This is a genomic window from Citrobacter sp. Marseille-Q6884, assembly GCF_945906775.1.
In the GTDB taxonomy this organism is placed as follows: domain Bacteria; phylum Pseudomonadota; class Gammaproteobacteria; order Enterobacterales; family Enterobacteriaceae; genus Citrobacter.
Genome location: NZ_CAMDRE010000002.1, coordinates 1,577,639 through 1,594,300, shown reverse-complemented (window position 1 = coordinate 1,594,300; position 16,662 = coordinate 1,577,639). Strand labels below are relative to the sequence as shown.

Below are 16,662 nucleotides of genomic sequence, written 5' to 3'. Positions count from 1 at the left end.
GTGATGATGATTACACGCAGTGACTTACGGGCCTGGCGCGTTGGGCCCGTCATATATCGCTGGTTTCTGCGCGCTTTTCCCGCGGGTGGCAATTATGCAGATGTGCATTGCGCACTCCATCGGGAAGGCTACGTTGACTGGGCGAACAGTCTGGTGGAATACGCGTGGTCAAAATGGCTGGATAAAGAGAGTTTTGTTCGTCAGGATATTTGCGCCATGGAAAGTTCTGCCAGCCCGCAGACTGCGGGTGACAACGGCAGGCAGATGGCGAGTGCGGCAGATAGCGCCAGCTTTGGTTGTGCAGGTGATAACGTCAAAATCGCCAGCGCCGGATACGCCGCGCAAATTGCCAGCGCGGGTTACAGCGCACGTATTGGCAGCGTGGGGTATAACGCGCATATCGGCAGTTCCGGCGAACGCGCCAGAATAGCCGTAGCGGGTAACTCTTCTCGCATCAGCAGTGTGGGGGACGGTACGCGCATTGCCAGTACCGGCATGCGTGTGCGGATCAGTTCGTTGGGGGATCGAAGCCGTATTGCCAGTAGCGGTGATTTAACCCAGATTGCCAGTTTTGGCGCAGAGTCGAAAATTGTGAATTGCGCGGACAACGTACACATTAACGCCTGCGGGGAGAATGCGGTGATTGCCAGTACTGGCATCGTTGATTCGATCATTCTCGGCCCCGGTGGTTGCGCCGCGCTTGCCTATCACGACGGTGAAAGAATGCGCTTTGCGGTTGCCATCGAGGGCGAGAACAATATCCGTGCCGGGGTGAGGTATCGGCTCAACGAAGACCATCAGTTCGTGGCCTGTTGAGCCGTGGCGCTATTTTAGGGCGAACCGACGTCGGGTGAATCTCTCCAGCCCGAAACACAACAGGTAATAAACCAGCCCGGTAAAGATAAAAATCGCCGCCGGGTAAATTTGTACCCGACTGTTTACCTGACCGGCCACGGTTGTCAGTTCAGGGACGTTGACGATAAACGCCAGCGATGTGTCCTTCAGTAAACCGATAAAAATTCCGGTTAATGACGGCAGAACATTGCGCAGCACCTGCGGCAGTATGACGAGCCATAATGCCTGAAACGGGCGAAATCCCTGAACGACCGTCGCATCGTACTGGCCTGCGGGCAGTGCATTGAGTCCGGCATAAATGGAGTGCATCACCGAGGCGGCGGTAAACCAGGCCAGCGCCAGCGTCACGGTAACCGCACCAGGAAGATCGCTTCCGGTCAACATTGGCAGCAGATACCACATCCAGAAAATCACGAAGATTAACGGAATGCCGCGTATCAATTCCGCCCAGATAAACAGCGTTTTGCGCACTATGCCCGGAAACTGCCATGAGCAGCAGGCGAGGATAATGCCGCCGGGTAGCGCCAGAACGGCGGCACCGAGTGCCATCAAGAGCGTCAGCAAAACGCCACCGGGCTGACCGTCCGCCATGCGTCCCCACAGGAGGTAATCGAGATTGTCGGTAATGACCGAAATGTTAGCGATCATGCTGCGGACTCCTGAAACTGAGAACGCGCGGTTTGCCGACAACTGACTTCGCTGACCCCGCGCCTGGACCAAGACGCGTTAACAGCACGCCCAGTACAATGCCGGTGAGCAGGTAGAGCACCGTCCCAACGGCGAAGGCTTCCAGCGCATGCGCGTTATAGCTCTCAATTTGCCGCACCTGGTAGGTCAGTTCGGCAAAACCGATACCGCTTGCCAGCGAAGAGAGTTTCATCAGATTGAGATACTGTCCGACGATTGGCTGCCAGGCATTTGCCAGCCCCTGGGGAAGCAGAATATGGCGTAGCATCTTCCATGAAGAAAAGCCCTGAGCAATGGCGGCCTCTCGTTGACCTCCGGGTACCGACTGCAAACCGGCTGCGATTTCTTCTACCAGAAAAGCCGAAGTAAAGACCCCCAGCCCCCACGCTGAGCAGATAAACTCAGGCGTTAACCACCAGACCTCTCCCGGCAGCACTGACCAGGGATGCTCTGCATTAATGAAGGTAATTGCTTCACGGGGGAGCAGATTCCAGGCAGCGAAATACCAGAACATGAGTTGTACGAGCAACGGCGTATTGCGAAAAACGGAAACCCACACGTTGACCACACCGCCGCCGACGCGGTTGCCCGTCAGGCGCAGAGTCAGCAACAAAACGGCCAGCAGTGTTGCGAGCGCGATACCTGCCAGCGTGACCCATAGTGTGGTCAGGAAGCCGGAAATTATCCATTGCAGAGGCTGTCCGCTCAGCACCCCCTGCCAGTCCATTGCATGCATTATAACGATGACTCCTGGTGTAACGGATCGAGCACTTTTTTCAGGAAACGCTGGGTTCTGGGGTGCTGCGGACGGGTGAAAAATTCTTCCGGTGGCGACACTTCCAGGATCTCGCCGCCATCAATGAAAACCACCCGATCAGCAATCTCCCGGGCAAAATGCATTTCATGGGTGACGACAATCATGGTGATGCCGCTATGCGCAAGATTTTTCATGACCTGCAATACTTCGCCGATCATTTCAGGGTCCAGTGCTGAGGTCGGCTCATCAAAAAGAATGATTTGCGGTGAGGAGGCCAGCGCCCGCGCGATGGCGACACGTTGCTGCTGCCCACCGGAAAGCTGGGCGGCATAGGCATCGACTTTCTCTTCCAGCCCAACCTGTTGCAGAAGTTCACGTGCGCGGCGTTCGGCATCGGTCTTGTTCCAGCCATGAACATATTCCAGCGCCAGCGTGATATTTTGCAGCGCGGTCAGATGGGCATAGAGATTGAATTGCTGAAACACGAAACCAATACGACTGCGTAACTGGCGTAATGCCGCGCCGCGGAGTTGACCGATGGGCTTGTCATCAATGTAGATTTCACCGCCGCTCAGTGACTCAAGCTGATTGATCAGTCTAATCAGGGTGGATTTCCCGGAGCCGGAAGGCCCCAGGATGGTGACCACTTCGCCAGGTTCAACGGACAAACTGACCCCGTTTAATACCGTGTGCGCGTCGTACTGCTTAACCACATTGCGCAGTTCAACGCGCGGCTGGCGCAACTGCGCAAAATCCGCAGCCGTCGCTGCGGAAAGAGGAAACAGAGCTGAGAACATATTACTTCGCTTCTATTTTAAAGGCGCGGGGTTGCGGGTTTTTGGTTTCAGGCCCAAACCAGACATCATAGATTTTGGCTGCCCGACCATCAGATTCCAGCTTCAGAAGCTCATCGTTGACCGCTTTCAACAGTGCTGGCTCGCCTTTTTTCACCCCAACGCCGATCTCTTCTTTGCTCAGTAGATCGGGCAAAATTTTGAAATCCGCTTTATCCGGCGCGCCACCTAATAAGCCTGCCAGAATAGTGCTGTCCTGAGTAATTGCCTGGACATTGCCATTGCGTAAGGCTGTTAACGCCAGCGGAATATCGTCATAAGCCAGTACGCGTGACTGCGGGAAGCGCTGATGTAATGCCTGCTCACCGGTGGTGCCTTTTACCGCGCCGATACGGGCACGGCTGTATTCATCCAGTTTGTCCGGGGATTTGGCCGGTACGAGGAACTGCTGACCGGTGACAAAATAGGGGATGGAAAAATCAATAACCTGCGCTCGCTCAGGGGTGATCGTAATATCTGCGACGATCAAATCGGCCTTGCCGGATTGCAGTAACGGAATACGGTTTGCCGGGTTGGTAGCGACCAGTTCAAGTTTTACCCCGAGGGATTTTGCCAGCGCTTCGGCGAAATCAACGTCGTAGCCGACAATCTTATGGGTTTGCGCATCAACGGAGCCAAAGGGCGGGTTGGCGTCGAAGGTGGCGACTTTCACCACGCCTGCGGCTTTGATATCTGCCAGTTGGTCTGCCTGGGCCTGTGTTGCGGCAATGCCGGAAGCCAGCAGGATGCTAAGAGCCAACAGTGTGTTTTTAGCGCTGTGAATATTCGTTGCCATGATGATATTAAATCCCTGTCGTTATTGGTTTGTGCTTTTTACGCTCCCATAAGTTGGGTTTATGACCAAATAAGAAAAAATTCTTATCTATATACAAAATGATATTAGTGAAAAAAGTGTTAATTACCGGGAACGGCACCGCAACGGTGAAATGCAAAATAGTGCAAAAGGTTGGCAATAATTCGCATTTCATTTTTGAATGATTGTGCGCTGGAATAAAACGCATCCGACATACTGAGGAGGCGCAGAAGATGAATGGGGTTAAGTATCGTTGGTTGAGTGTGATGAGGTGGCGTAAATCGCCCCCACATCAGCCCTCGCAACAGCGCGCGGAGTCAAATCTTCAGCGCGTTGTGGAGTCTGTTCTTCCTGTCGCCAGCCTGTATGGGGTGGATATCGCGAACATTGATCCGGAGTGGTTTCGTGATAAAACAACACGCTGAACTGCGCCTGACGCGCGAAATATACTGGAATGAAGTGTGCATTGCGCAATAAGGTCAGTAGCGAGCCTGGAATATAAAAAAACCGGCATTATGCCGGTTCAGAGATTAGATTTTGCAGGCGTCGCCGCAGTCATTATCAGCAATAATTTCCTGCGCTTTTTTGTCTGCATCTTCCAGACGTTCCGCATTACGCTCTTGCGCTTCTTCCAGTCCATCAAAGACCAGATTATCGAGATCAATTTCCATCAGTCACCTGTCGTGATTCAGCGTTTAACATCCCACTATTATATTGCATAAATGTTGCCTGACAGCAGTGATTATTGTGAATACAGCACGTTTCTCATAACAGCTCCGCATATTTTTCCGGCAACGTCGCCCAGAGATGGCGGTTGGCGGCGCTTAAAATAATATCGCGCATGCGCTCACGTGCCGCCACTCCCTGACGCAGACGGATGGCCTCCAGCAGCAAGCGGTGCTGCTCAACGGCGTGCTCCGTTTCTCTGACCGATGACTCCTGTGTCTGTTTAAAAGAGAGCATCATGGCGGCAGAAAGCGCATTGCCAATCGACATCAAAAACGGGTTATGGCAGGACTTTAACAGCGCCGTGTGAAAGGCAAGATCCCCCTCTTCAAACAGGGCGATTTGATCCTGTTGCTGTCCGCGCGACATCAACATCCATGCTTCTTCAATCGCCGCGAGATCGCGGGCTGTTGCATTGGCGGCGGCCAGCGCGGCGGCATTGGGTTCAAACATCAGACGCGTCACCACCAGTTGTTCCGCGACATCAGGCGGGATCCCCACTTCTTCCATCCAGCCCAACACATCGGTATCCAGAAAACTCCAGAGCTCACGCGGATTCACCGTGCTGCGGCGTTTGGCCTGGATCGAGAGCATGCCCTTCGCTGACAGCACATGCAGTGCATTGCGCACAGACGTACGCGACGCTGAATACTGCACGGCAAGCTCATTTTCACCGGGGAGCATCTCCCCATCGCTCAGGGTTCCGCGGATGATTTTCATCGCCAGATCGCGGGTGATCGTTTCGGAAATTGTGGCTAAAGCAGTTGTCATAGTCAGCCCTTGAGAAAAGAGATTCGCGCATTGTAAGCATAAAACAAGGCGTTATGCATACCAGTGAGCATGACATGTCTGCCTTGATCACGAAATCACACGTTTTTTTCACTTCACGATCTTGCTCACAGATCGCTCACATAAAATTATCTACATTCTTGTCATACAAGATATATAAGTTGAGGTTACAAGATGAAAAAGGAGTGGATTGCCGTTGACTGGGGAACCTCGAATTTTCGCGCATGGTTAATGGCAGGGGATCACGTGCTGGATAAGCGCAGCGCCAGTTGCGGGCTTCTTCACGTTGAGCAAGGTCAGTTCGATGCCACGCTGAAAAACCTGCTGGGAGAGTGGGTGGTCAACGCCACGCCTGGAATTGCGATGGCGGGGATGGTGGGTTCACAGCAGGGATGGCATGACGTGGATTATTGTCCGCTACCGGCAAAAACCGATGATCTCATCGCGCACCGCTTCCATTTCACAACGTCATGGGGAAGCGAAGCATGGATTGTGCCGGGTCTGCGTACCTCGTCATCTGATGGCCTGCCAGATGTGATGCGGGGCGAAGAAGTTCAGCTTCTGGGGCTGACTATGCTCGAAGACCTTGACGATTTCCGGGCCATGTTGCCGGGAACGCACAGTAAGCACGCGCAGGTAAAGCAGCGTCACATCGTTGAATTTTCAACGTACATGACCGGTGAGCTATTCAATGTGCTGATCTCACATTCGCTGCTCGGACGCGCACTTCCCCTGGCGGTCAGGGATGACGATGCGTTTTTGCGCGGGGTTGCTGCATCCCGTCTGCAGACACCGCTTAGCCACCGACTTTTTTCCGCCCGCACGCTACGGCTGTCGGGAGAATTGCCTGCTGCATCAGTAGGCGACTATCTCTCCGGACTCTTGATTGGTTCGGAGTTTACCACTGACCACACCGGTCCAGTCTGGTTGGTAGGCAGCGCGGCATTAACTGCGCGCTACCAGCTGGCCGCCACCGCGTTGGGTATTGAGACACGCTGCATGGATGGCGACCGCTGCTTTATCGCCGGGATGCAGTCTCTTCAACATCGGCTAACAGAGAAACACAATGGACAGTTTTGATTTTGCTACGTTATGGCAGAAAACGCCGCTTCCGATGATCGCGATTCTGCGCGGTTTGACGCCTGAAGAAGCGCCGGAAATAGGGGATATATTGCTGGAGGCAGGATTTACCTGGCTCGAGGTACCGCTCAATTCTCCCCGTGCGCTGGATTCCGTGGCGTTGCTCCGCGAACGCGTAGGTGAGCGTGCTATCGTCGGAGCGGGTACGGTACTGACCGCCGCGCAGGTGGATAGCGTGGTGGATGCAGGGGGGCAAGTGATTATTTCGCCGAACATGAACACGTCGGTGATCCGGCGCAGTAGAGCGCGAGGGGTCATCAGCCTACCGGGCGTTACGACGCCAAGTGAGGCGTTCACCGCGCTGGAGGCAGGGGCCAGCGGACTGAAGTTTTATCCGGCGGAGATGATTTCTCCCGAGGTATTGCATGCCATGTGCGTGGTTTTACCGCCGCACGTTGTTTGCATGCCTGTCGGAGGTGTCGCCGCGCAGGCGCAACAACTGCAACGTTGGTATACGGCAGGAGCAAAAGGCTTTGGCTGCGGCGGCGGGTTGTACCGTGCGGGCGCAAGCCGCGAACAGGTTTTTCATCACGCGCAGGCCTATGCGCAGGCATGGCAGCAGGTTAACACCTGAAACGAGCGTCAATAACCCTTTAAGAGGCTGAAAGATGAATACGCGTACCCTCGAGACAGAAAATAAAAATGCGGTTTATCGTAAAGTGACCCGACGGCTGATCCCGTTTTTAATCCTGTGTTATTTCTTTGCATACCTTGATCGTGTGAATGTGGGCTTCGCCAAACTCCATATGCAGGATGCGCTGAATCTGAGCGACACGGTGTATGGGATTGGAGCCGGTATCTTTTTTATCGGTTACTTTATCTTTGAAGTTCCCAGCAATCTGCTGATGCAGCGATTCGGGCCCCGGTTCTGGATTGCGCGCATCATGGCGAGCTGGGCTGTGCTGTCTGCGCTGACGATGTTTGTCACCACGCCCACTCAGTTCTATGTCATCCGTTTCCTGCTCGGCGTAGCGGAAGCCGGATTCTTCCCCGGCATTGTCTACTACTTAACCCTTTGGTTTCCCTCATGGCGCTCTGCTCGCACGCTGGGACTGTTTATTCTGGTGACGCCGCTATCCACCATTATCGGTAGCCCGTTATCGGGGTTGATCCTGAAAATGTTTGAAGGCGTGGGCCATCTGCACAACTGGCAATGGTTGTTCCTGGTTGAGGCGATCCCTTCATTCCTGCTGGCATTTGTGGTGCTGCGTTATCTCGATAACGACGTGAAATCGGCGAAATGGTTGTCGGCAGAAGAGAAAGCGGTCATTGAGCAGGATCTGCAAAAAGACCAACAGGATAAAGTCGCTGCCAATGCGGGCATGCCGCAGCACAGCCTGTCAGCCATGTTCCGTAACCGCTTCGTCTGGCTGCTGGCGCTGATTTTCTTCAGCTTCAACATTGGCTATTACGGCATTAATTTCTGGCTACCGTCGATCATCAAAAGCTCCGGCGTACAGGACGATCTCACCATTGGTCTGCTGGCGGCGGTGCCGTATATCTTCGGTGCGGCCTGCATGTTGTGGAATAGCCGTCATTCCGATCTGAAACAGGAGCGTCGCTGGCACATTGCGATCCCGGCGATAGTCGGCGCCATCGGCCTGACATTCAGCGCTCTGAATGAAGGCTCAACGTTCTGGATGATGGCATGGATCTGCGTCGCCATGTCCGGCACGTTATCGCTCATTCCAACGTATATCAGCCTGCCGGGAACACTGCTTTCAGGCACCGCGGCAGCAGCAGGTATCGCATTAGTGAACTCAATCGGCAACCTGGCTGGTTTTTTTGGCCCAACCGTACTCGGCTGGCTGAAAGATACGACCGGCAGCACCAGCAGCGGGCTGTATATCCTGGCAGGGTTCCTGGTGCTCTGCGCACCGCTGATTTTCCTGATCCCGGCACGGTTGGTTAATCCCCGCGACCGAAAAGCAACAGCACAGACAGAAAGCAGCGTATTAACGAAAAGAGGTCATATATGAGCAGTTGTGGCAGCGGATGCGCAGGTTGCGGTGGCGATCACTTCAACCCGATCCTCAGTGGTGATGATGGCGCGTTAAAACGCGCCCTCTACAAATCGATGGGACATACGGACGAGCAGCTTCGCCGTCCAGTGATTGCCGTCGTGAACAGCTATACCAATGCGACGGCAGGGCATGCGAACCTGAATGAACTGACTGCGCATGTGCTGCAAGGCATTGAGGAGGCCGGTGGCGTGGGGATGGTGTTTGGCACTATCGCCCCTTGCGACGGTATTGCCGAAGGCCATCTGGGGATGCGGTATATCCTGGCGGCGCGCGAAATTATCGCCAGTTCTATTGAAGTGATGATGCGTGCTCACCGCTTTGACGGCATGGTGCTGCTGGGCTCGTGCGACAAAATCGTACCCGCCATGCTGATGGCTGCGGCACGTCTTGATATTCCGGCGATCCTTGTCAACGGTGGACCAATGTATCCTGCTGAATACAAAGGAAAACACTGGGACGGCAACATTGTTACCGAGGCAATCGGCTGGAAACGTCGCGGTGAAATTGATGACGCGGAATTCCGCCATATTGAAGATATCGCGGAGCCAGGACACGGCTCCTGCACCATGTACGGCACGGCGAATACCATGTGCTGCCTCGCGGAAGTGCTGGGGATGAGCCTGCCTGGCAGCAGTATGCTTCCCGCGATTTCTCGTGAGCGACGGGATTGCGCTTATGCAACGGGCGTGACCGCGGTGGATCTGGTAAAGCGCGGGGTTAATGCCCGTCAGATCATTACGCGCGAATCCATTCGCAATGCGATGACCTATCTGCTGGCGACGGGGGGGTCAACAAACGCCATTCTGCACCTGCAGGCGATTTACTATGAAGCGGAACTCGGCCATCTGCCGCTGGCGGAGTTTGATGCCCTGAGTCATCAGGTGCCTCTGGTCGCTTCGCTCTATCCTGCGTCGGAATATGACATGATCGATTTCTGGGAAGCGGGCGGCGTAGCGGCGGTGGAGAAGGAGATCGCCAATCTACTGGATCTCCATTGTCTGACGGTTAACGGGCAGACAAAAGGGGAATGGTTGATGCAGGTACCGACCACCCGTCGCCCGGAAGTGATCCATACGCTGGCTATTCCGGTACGCAATGAATCCGGTGTTGCCGTGCTGCATGGCAACTTGTCCCCGATGGGATGCGTGGTGAAACCGGCTGCCGTCCCGGAGCATTTGATGGTCTTTAGCGGGCCTGCGGTTGTCTTTAACAGTGAAGACGAAGCCGTCGCGGCGATTCTTTCCGGTGATATTCAGCCGGGTAGCGTGCTGGTGCTGCGCTATGAAGGACCGAAGGGCGGGCCAGGAATGCCGGAAATGTACAAACCGATGAAATTCCTCGAAGGCATGAACCTCTCTGATTCCTGTGCGCTGATCACCGATGGGCGTTTTTCGGGCTCTAACCGCGGGTTATTTGTTGGCCATATTTCACCGGAAGCCAGTGACGGCGGTACGCTGGCGCTCGTTGAAACCGGTGACACCATCAGCATTAATATCCCGCAGCGCACCTTAACGTTGAACGTCGCCGACGCAGTGTTAGCGGAACGCCAGCAACACTGCCAGTTGGTGCATAAGGATGTGCCACGTGGGTTCCTGAGGCTGTATCGTCGCTGGGCGTTGCCCGCAGCGCAAGGGGCGGTGTTGGCTGACAGGGAGGATCAATGATGAGCACGGTTGCAAAGATTCAGGGCGTTAATCCGATCGTTGCCATGCCGTTTAGCGCACAGGGCGATGTTGATTGGGCGAGTTTTCGACGCTTGCTGGCGCACCTTTCTGGCCTGGGGGTGAACGGCCTGACGCTGTTCGGTATCGCCAGTGAGTTTCCGAAGCTGGACGATAGCGAACGGTTACAACTGGCGGACGTTTTTCTCGATGAACTGGCTGGGAAAGGTCTGTTTCGGGCGCTGTCCATCACTGACCATAGTACCGATCTTGCGGTACGCCGGGCGCGTCGCTATCAGAGCATGGGGGCTGACGCGCTGATGCTGCTGCCACCGTTTTTCCTTCAGCCTTCGCTGGCGGCAGTACAGGCGCATATTTCTGCCGTGCTGGAAGCGGTGACAATCCCCGTCATGGTGCAATATGCGCCGGGCGAAACGGGGTTTCCGGTCACGCCTGCACAACTGGCCGATGTGGCAAAACGCTATCCGCATGCGGTGTTTAAGATTGAGTGTAACCCGCCGGTAGAGTACACCCGCGAATTTCTGCAATATGCGCCGCAGGCCCATGTTCTGAACGGTTATGCCGGTCTTTATATGCTGCAAATGCTGGCGGCGGGCGGGAAAGGGGTGATGCCAGGGTGTTCGTTCAGTGAAATTTATCTCCGAATCTATCGTCACTGGCTGGCCGGAGAATACCCGCAGGCGGCGCAGTTACATGAGGCGCTGCTGCCGTACATCCAGCGCTGGATGCAACATTGTGAATATATCATTCAGGTTGAAAAAACCATCTTGCAACGGCGAGGCATCATCACGGATGACTATTGCCGTAAGCCTGGGTGGTCGTTAACGCAAGAGGATATTCGCACCATCGATCGGTTTATTTCTCAGTTCGGTTTGTCGATCCGAACCGAATGACAGCGTCAACATCCGCCTGAATATCGCGCACCAGAGCAGACTTGCTGATCCGGTGCGCGACAACCTTCGTTTGATACCGCCATTCCTTCTGAACCCTCTCATAAGTGCTGTAGTTGTTATTTATTTGTAACAGGTTCACCCGCATGACCTGTTTATTCAGCAATGTGACGTGCGATTTGTTTTAACAATTACGCGACAAAATCACTATACATATAACTTAATATCTTTTATACATTAATTGTTCAACCCTGCGACTATTCCACAAAAGAGAAAGACATATGGAACAGACACCTGATAAGAAAAACGATAATTTTCAACAAAATGGCAAAGAACAGTTCAATCGCTCAATCGGTCTTATATCAAACTTCGCGTTGGGTTTTACCTACCTGTCGCCCCTTACCGCCGTTTACTCACTGTTTGCTCTGGCGGTGACGCTGGCAGGTCCTCCCGCGGTATGGTGGATTTTAATTGTCGCGTGTGGACAGCTTCTGGTGGCGTTGGTGTTTGGTGAAGTGGCTTCTCAGTATCCGATTACCGGTGGGTTATACCCCTGGGCCAGAAGGTTGTGGGGGAAGAAGTACGCGTGGATCGCAGCCTGGATCTACTTATGGGCGCTGGTAGTAACCATTACCTCTATCGCGGAATACACCTCCACGTTCGTTGAGTCGCTGTTCCACTATGGTCAGACACCGGCCACCATGTTGCTGACCTCGGTGGTGCTGCTGCTTTTAATGATGGCGGTGAATATGTCCGGGACGAAAAACCTTGCCCGGGTCGCTAAAATTGGCTTCTGGTGTGAAATTGTCAGCGTGATCGCGCTGGGTATTTATCTGCTGATCTTCCATCGTTCGCAGCCATTCTCCGTCATCTTTGACTCGATGGGCGTGCTGGCTCAGGACGGAAGCTATTCCACCGCCTTTATGTCTGCGGCGCTGATGGGGCTGTTTATGTTCTTTGGCTTTGAGGCGTGCGGTAACGTCGCGGAAGAGGTGAAGAACCCGAGCAAAAAAATCCCGGTCGCCATGATCTTAAGTATCGTGTTTGGCGCGATCTCCGCCATCATTTCCGTGATGGGGTATCTGCTTGCGTCACCTAACCTGGTGAGTATTGTCAACGGCAAAACGGCTGACCCGATCCCGGCAATCCTCAATGAGGCGCTGGGTGAAACGGGGGCGACCGTCTTTATCGTGGTGGCGATTATAGCCATGCTGTCGTGCATTCTGTCTCTTCAGGCTGCGCTGAGCCGCCTGATCTTCTCCTTCTCCCGTGACAGAATGCTGCCGGGCAGTGAGTGGATGGCAAAAATCTCCAAAAACGGTGTACCGGATAATGCCATGGTGGTCAGTTGCTTACTGCCGGTGATCATTTGTGTGTGGGTCTATTTCCAGCCTGACAATCTGTCACGCATCACAGCCTTTGCGGTTATCGGTATCTACATTTCGTTCCAGATGGTGGTGCTTGCTGCGCTGCGCCAGCGTCTGAAGGGGTGGAAACCTGCCGGTGAGTGGACTATCGGCGGCTGGGGAACCCTCGTGAACGTGCTGGCATTAGCCTACGGTCTGTGCGGTATCTGGCTGTTGGCACAGCCAGCAGACAGCAGCGACTTTATCGACCGTTGGACGGTGTTGTTTGGCCTGGCCATCGTCGTCGGATCGGGTCTGGTCTATATGTTCCTGACCCGTCCGTTTGGCCGCTCGGCTGCGCCAGAAAATGATGCCATTGCTTACGCAAACAAGCTCAGTATGGGGCAGGACAACTAAAAACAAGGGCCTGCGGGCCCTTAGTTTTGATACTGATAAAGAAGAAAGTAGTCGCTCTGATAAACCAGCGTCGTCTTTGCAGGCGACAACAATTCACCCACGCGAAAGCGCGGCCAACTGGAGAAAATAATTCTGTTCTCCAGATTCGTCAGAATGACATAGTCAGGGTGGGGGCAGGAGAGCAACTCTGCTTCTATCTGACTGACCAGCAGATCAACCGCGGCAACGCCAAGAAACTGATCGTTGTAATAGACAGGGACGGCCGATGTCAGCGTGTAAGAGATGTTACAAATATAATCGACATACGGACCGTGGATATACGCCTCACCGGCGGGTGGCGAGTGTTTAAACCATTCGAAGGTTCTGAAATCCAGCCGCTGCTGCGTGGCCTGATCCAAATCCAGGTGCGCCTGGCTCAAGCCATTATCTTTTTTATACCACCACTCCAAAAGCCAGTACTCTTTCGTCGTTGGGGTACTCTCAATGTGGCTGGCAAACCCGGCACCTGAGCAATAGTGATTCGCGTTGAGCGTACGTTTTATATGCTGCTGAATGGTGGTTCTCACTGTCGGGTCGAGGACAACCTCTGCAGAGGCTTTTTGCACACCGGCAATGGCCTCGTGGATACTCCTTGCCAGCGCAACGGTAGAATCTACGGTAGAGACAGTAATATCATCAATTTTATGGAGTAATGCGCTTAAGGATGTCGAAGAGGTCATTGTCTGTCCTGCCTTCACGGATTGCTAGTTCGAGTTATATTTCAGCTTTTTTTCAATAAGGTAATAGGTGAACGTGTCGATAATCTGTGTGGCAAACTGTACGGATTCAGCTTCGTTATGGGCGGCCAGTGCGTCGGCCAACGCCGAATAGAGCGCAATAATTTCCGCATGAATATTGCCTGAACGATACAAAATAGCCACCAGCGAGGCCCATTCCGCCTGCACCTGCAGCTCCTGATTTGCCAGTCGCGCCGAATGTGAACTGGCTGCGATAGCCAGCAGGCAACGCATATCCGCCTGGGTCATCAGCTCGGGGGAATCTGCCTTTTTGAGCACCTCGACAAATTCGCGAAATTTAGCGATATCGGCACCGGTCATTCGCCTTGAGGCGAGTCTGGCGCTATGGCTAATAATGGCGCAATGCATTTCACCCAAATCGGACAGGTAATCAGTACTGATCGATTTAAACGGGTGCAGGGCGCTATTTTTGCCGTCGATTTTTTCGCAAACGAAACTCCCGCCATTACGACCACGAACCGTGTGGATAAGATTATTAGCCCGAAGCGTGTTGAGCGCTTCTCTGATTGTGATATGTGAGACACCCATCATCTTTGCCAGATCGGTTTCGTTGGGGAGCTGCTCTTTCGGCTCCAGCAATCCCGTGATAATGGCGTTTGAAAGGCGCTGCACTATCTGGTCTGAACGACTGACCTGCCCGATAGGCGCAAATATGACCGCATGAGTAATCATAATCTTTTCTGCACTCAATTCCCTGAAACAACGACCCTTTCTAACACAAGCCCAACAGGCAAGGAAGGTCAGAATAGTCGCGTTATTTTACATGCCCGTGCGTACTGTTTTGGCACGGACGGATGTGTGTCCCGATAGCGTGATCGTCAGCTGCGCGCACTGCGTCTGCTGATGATGAACAGTCTCTCACTTTAAATGTAAAAATTAAGTTAAAAATGCGAGGCTTATCATAGTGTCAATGTTGCGCATTTGAAAAAATTTTACAATATATATATTACATAAGATTCTTTATGTATTAACTGGCAGGAGACACTCATGAAAACCCTGAAGCACTTTATCAACGGGCAGTATGTCGCGGGCAACACAGAAGAGACGTTTGAACTGGTCAGCCCGGTTGATGGTGAAACATACGCGTTATCTCCCAACGGCAGTGCGGCGGAGGTGGAACTTGCCTACTCGGCTGCGGCTGCGGCGTTTAGCATCTGGAAAAAATCCACCCCCGCGCAACGACAAAAAGCGCTGCTGGCGTTGGCTGACGAAATCGAGCGCAATGTAGAACGACTGGTCACGGCTCAGAGCCAGGAGACCGGTCAGCTGCGCCACTTTATTGAGAAAGAGGAGATCGCGGCTTCCTGCGATGCCATCCGCTTTTTTGCCGGAGCGGCACGCTGTCTTGAAGGCAAAGCGGCCGGAGAATATTCCGCCGGTTTTACCTCTACGATCCGTCGTGAACCGCTGGGCATTGTCGGGCAAGTCACGCCGTGGAATTACCCGTTTATGATGGCGGTATGGAAGATTGCACCGGCGCTGGCGGCAGGGAACACCGTGGTGCTAAAACCGAGCGACACCACGCCGGTCAGTACGCTGCTGCTGGCCGAACTGGCTGCGCCGCTGTTTCCGCAAGGCGCGTTTAACGTCGTACTGGGGAAAGCCAGTACCGGATCGCTGGTGGTGTCGAATCCGATGGCCTCGCTGGTTTCGATTACCGGCTCCGTTCGCGCCGGTCTGCAGGTGGCCGCCTCCGCGGCGGCCAACCTGACTAAAGCGCACCTGGAGCTTGGCGGAAAAGCGCCTGCCGTTGTTTTTGCTGATGCAAATCTGGACAAGGCGATTGATACGATCACCACGGCGGGCTTTTTCAATGCCGGTCAGGACTGCACCGCCGCCACGCGTATCCTGGTGGAACAGTCCGTTTACGCCGAGTTTCTGGAAAAGCTGATCCAAAAAACACGCAGTATCAAATTCGGCCCTCCTGAAGATCGCGAAGCCCTGTATGGCGCCTTGAACAGCCGTAACCAGCTTGAGCAGGTGAAAGGCTTTATTGAACGTCTGCCTGCGCATGCCAACGTTGAAACCGGCGGAAAAGCGGGGCCGGGACCGGGATTCTATTTTGAACCGACAATCATCTCTGGCCTGCATCAGAGCGATGAAGCTATCCAACACGAGGTCTTCGGTCCGGTAATGGCGATTCAGTCGTTTTCTACCGACGAAGAGGCGCTGGATAAAGCCAATGATGTGGAATACGGCCTGGCCGCGAGCGTCTGGACCACCAACCACAGTCGTGCGCAACGCTTCAGCATCGCCCTGGATTTTGGCACCGTCTGGATTAACAACCACATTCCGCTGTGTGCCGAAATGCCACACGGTGGGTTCAAAAAATCGGGTTATGGCAAAGATCTCTCTTCTTACGCGCTCGATGAATATACCCGCGTGAAACATATCATGTGCGACATTTCTGAATAGCAGGTAATACGATGAAAACAGTAAAAGTAGCGCTTCTTTCGTTGGTGATGTTCTCGGGTTATAGCCTGGCTGACGACACCTCGCTGAGTACCGTAAAAGCGTATATGGCCGCGTGGAATGCGCATGACGCATCGCGTGCCGCACAGTACCTGGCGAATGACGTGGTCTATTACGACGCGGCAGCCGGTGAGCCGGTAAATGGCAAGGAAAACGCAGAGAAAGAGGTGATTGGCGCCTTTATTAAAGCGGTCCCTGACTTGACCTGGAAAATGATTGGCAAACCCGTTTATGACGAAGACACCGTGGCTTTTCGTTGGGAATTTTCGGGTAAAAATAGCGGCGAATGGGCAGGGAGTCCGGCAACAAATAATCCGATCAAATTCGAGGGTGTCAGCTATATTCATGTAAAAGCAGGAAAAATCACCTGGCAGGGTGATTATTATGATTCGAAAAAACTGGATGAAGAGCTGAAGCCAGTGAAGTAACCGGC

18 protein-coding genes are annotated in these 16,662 nt (G+C 53.7%); 10 read left to right on the top strand and 8 right to left on the bottom strand.

Annotated elements, in window-relative coordinates; genetic code table 11:
- The first annotated feature begins 3 nt into the window (after positions 1-3).
- Positions 4-816: a protein YdhT gene (ydhT, locus tag N7268_RS22680; protein ID WP_260864575.1), complete on the top strand. Its 813-nt coding sequence runs from the start codon at positions 4-6 to the stop codon at positions 814-816.
- Positions 817-825: 9 nt separating this feature from the next.
- Here the strand turns inward: ydhT and N7268_RS22675 are convergent, their stop codons facing one another.
- The 4 genes from N7268_RS22675 to N7268_RS22660 are packed head-to-tail and all read right to left on the bottom strand — an operon-like array spanning position 826 to position 3,931.
- Entirely contained in the window at positions 826-1,503 is a 678-nt protein-coding gene (locus tag N7268_RS22675; RefSeq protein ID WP_260864574.1) for an amino acid ABC transporter permease, read from the bottom strand.
- The gene (locus tag N7268_RS22670; RefSeq protein ID WP_260864573.1) at positions 1,493-2,278 is read right to left on the bottom strand and encodes an amino acid ABC transporter permease; all 786 of its coding nucleotides are present in this window, start codon (positions 2,276-2,278) and stop codon (positions 1,493-1,495) included. The genes N7268_RS22675 and N7268_RS22670 overlap by 11 nt, the downstream gene beginning before the upstream one ends.
- A complete protein-coding gene (locus tag N7268_RS22665; protein ID WP_260864572.1) occupies positions 2,278-3,096 on the bottom strand; it encodes an amino acid ABC transporter ATP-binding protein in 819 nt (272 codons plus the stop codon). Before N7268_RS22665 ends, N7268_RS22670 begins: the two co-directional genes overlap by 1 nt.
- A gap of 1 nt (position 3,097) precedes the next feature.
- Positions 3,098-3,931, bottom strand: a complete 834-nt coding sequence (locus N7268_RS22660; RefSeq protein ID WP_409929224.1) for an ABC transporter substrate-binding protein — start codon at positions 3,929-3,931, stop codon at positions 3,098-3,100.
- A 248-nt stretch (positions 3,932-4,179) separates the two neighbouring features.
- On the opposite strand from N7268_RS22660, the gene N7268_RS22655 reads away from it, so the two are divergent.
- Positions 4,180-4,371: a hypothetical protein gene (locus N7268_RS22655; protein ID WP_260864717.1), complete on the top strand. Its 192-nt coding sequence runs from the start codon at positions 4,180-4,182 to the stop codon at positions 4,369-4,371.
- A 105-nt stretch (positions 4,372-4,476) separates the two neighbouring features.
- Here the strand turns inward: N7268_RS22655 and N7268_RS22650 are convergent, their stop codons facing one another.
- Positions 4,477-4,617, bottom strand: coding sequence for a hypothetical protein (locus N7268_RS22650; RefSeq protein ID WP_003832695.1), 141 nt, complete (start codon positions 4,615-4,617; stop codon positions 4,477-4,479).
- 94 nt (positions 4,618-4,711) lie between these two features.
- Positions 4,712-5,443, bottom strand: coding sequence for a FadR/GntR family transcriptional regulator (locus N7268_RS22645; RefSeq protein WP_260864570.1), 732 nt, complete (start codon positions 5,441-5,443; stop codon positions 4,712-4,714).
- A 192-nt stretch (positions 5,444-5,635) separates the two neighbouring features.
- Between N7268_RS22645 and N7268_RS22640 the strand changes: the two genes are divergently transcribed.
- The 6 genes from N7268_RS22640 (at position 5,636) to N7268_RS22615 (ending at position 12,960) form a co-directional block, all read left to right on the top strand.
- Complete coding sequence (locus tag N7268_RS22640; RefSeq protein ID WP_260864569.1) at positions 5,636-6,541, top strand: 2-dehydro-3-deoxygalactonokinase; 906 nt, start codon at positions 5,636-5,638, stop codon at positions 6,539-6,541.
- Positions 6,528-7,175, top strand: a complete 648-nt coding sequence (locus N7268_RS22635; RefSeq protein WP_260864568.1) for a 2-dehydro-3-deoxy-6-phosphogalactonate aldolase — start codon at positions 6,528-6,530, stop codon at positions 7,173-7,175. The genes N7268_RS22640 and N7268_RS22635 overlap by 14 nt, the downstream gene beginning before the upstream one ends.
- Before the next feature lie 34 nt (positions 7,176-7,209).
- Positions 7,210-8,580 carry an MFS transporter gene (locus tag N7268_RS22630; protein WP_260864567.1) on the top strand — a complete coding sequence of 457 codons (1,371 nt, stop codon included), beginning with the start codon at positions 7,210-7,212 and terminating at the stop codon, positions 8,578-8,580.
- Positions 8,577-10,289 (top strand): dihydroxy-acid dehydratase, encoded by a 1,713-nt coding sequence (gene ilvD, locus N7268_RS22625; RefSeq protein WP_260864566.1) that lies wholly within the window; start codon positions 8,577-8,579, stop codon positions 10,287-10,289. Before N7268_RS22630 ends, ilvD begins: the two co-directional genes overlap by 4 nt.
- Positions 10,289-11,200, top strand: a complete 912-nt coding sequence (locus N7268_RS22620) for a dihydrodipicolinate synthase family protein (RefSeq protein WP_260864565.1) — start codon at positions 10,289-10,291, stop codon at positions 11,198-11,200. Before ilvD ends, N7268_RS22620 begins: the two co-directional genes overlap by 1 nt.
- A 278-nt stretch (positions 11,201-11,478) precedes the next feature.
- Positions 11,479-12,960 (top strand): APC family permease, encoded by a 1,482-nt coding sequence (locus N7268_RS22615; RefSeq protein WP_198904339.1) that lies wholly within the window; start codon positions 11,479-11,481, stop codon positions 12,958-12,960.
- Positions 12,961-12,980: 20 nt separating this feature from the next.
- Here N7268_RS22615 and N7268_RS22610 read toward each other — a convergent pair whose 3' ends face one another.
- Together N7268_RS22610 and N7268_RS22605 are read right to left on the bottom strand one after the other, a co-directional pair.
- Positions 12,981-13,679, bottom strand: coding sequence for a cache domain-containing protein (locus N7268_RS22610; RefSeq protein ID WP_260864564.1), 699 nt, complete (start codon positions 13,677-13,679; stop codon positions 12,981-12,983).
- Positions 13,680-13,703: 24 nt separating this feature from the next.
- Complete coding sequence (locus tag N7268_RS22605; RefSeq protein ID WP_198904337.1) at positions 13,704-14,429, bottom strand: FadR/GntR family transcriptional regulator; 726 nt, start codon at positions 14,427-14,429, stop codon at positions 13,704-13,706.
- 315 nt (positions 14,430-14,744) lie between these two features.
- On the opposite strand from N7268_RS22605, the gene N7268_RS22600 reads away from it, so the two are divergent.
- Together N7268_RS22600 and N7268_RS22595 are read left to right on the top strand one after the other, a co-directional pair.
- Positions 14,745-16,172 carry an aminobutyraldehyde dehydrogenase gene (locus tag N7268_RS22600; protein ID WP_260864563.1) on the top strand — a complete coding sequence of 476 codons (1,428 nt, stop codon included), beginning with the start codon at positions 14,745-14,747 and terminating at the stop codon, positions 16,170-16,172.
- 11 nt (positions 16,173-16,183) lie between these two features.
- Entirely contained in the window at positions 16,184-16,657 is a 474-nt protein-coding gene (locus N7268_RS22595; RefSeq protein ID WP_198904335.1) for an ester cyclase, read from the top strand.
- Positions 16,658-16,662 lie beyond the last annotated feature (5 nt).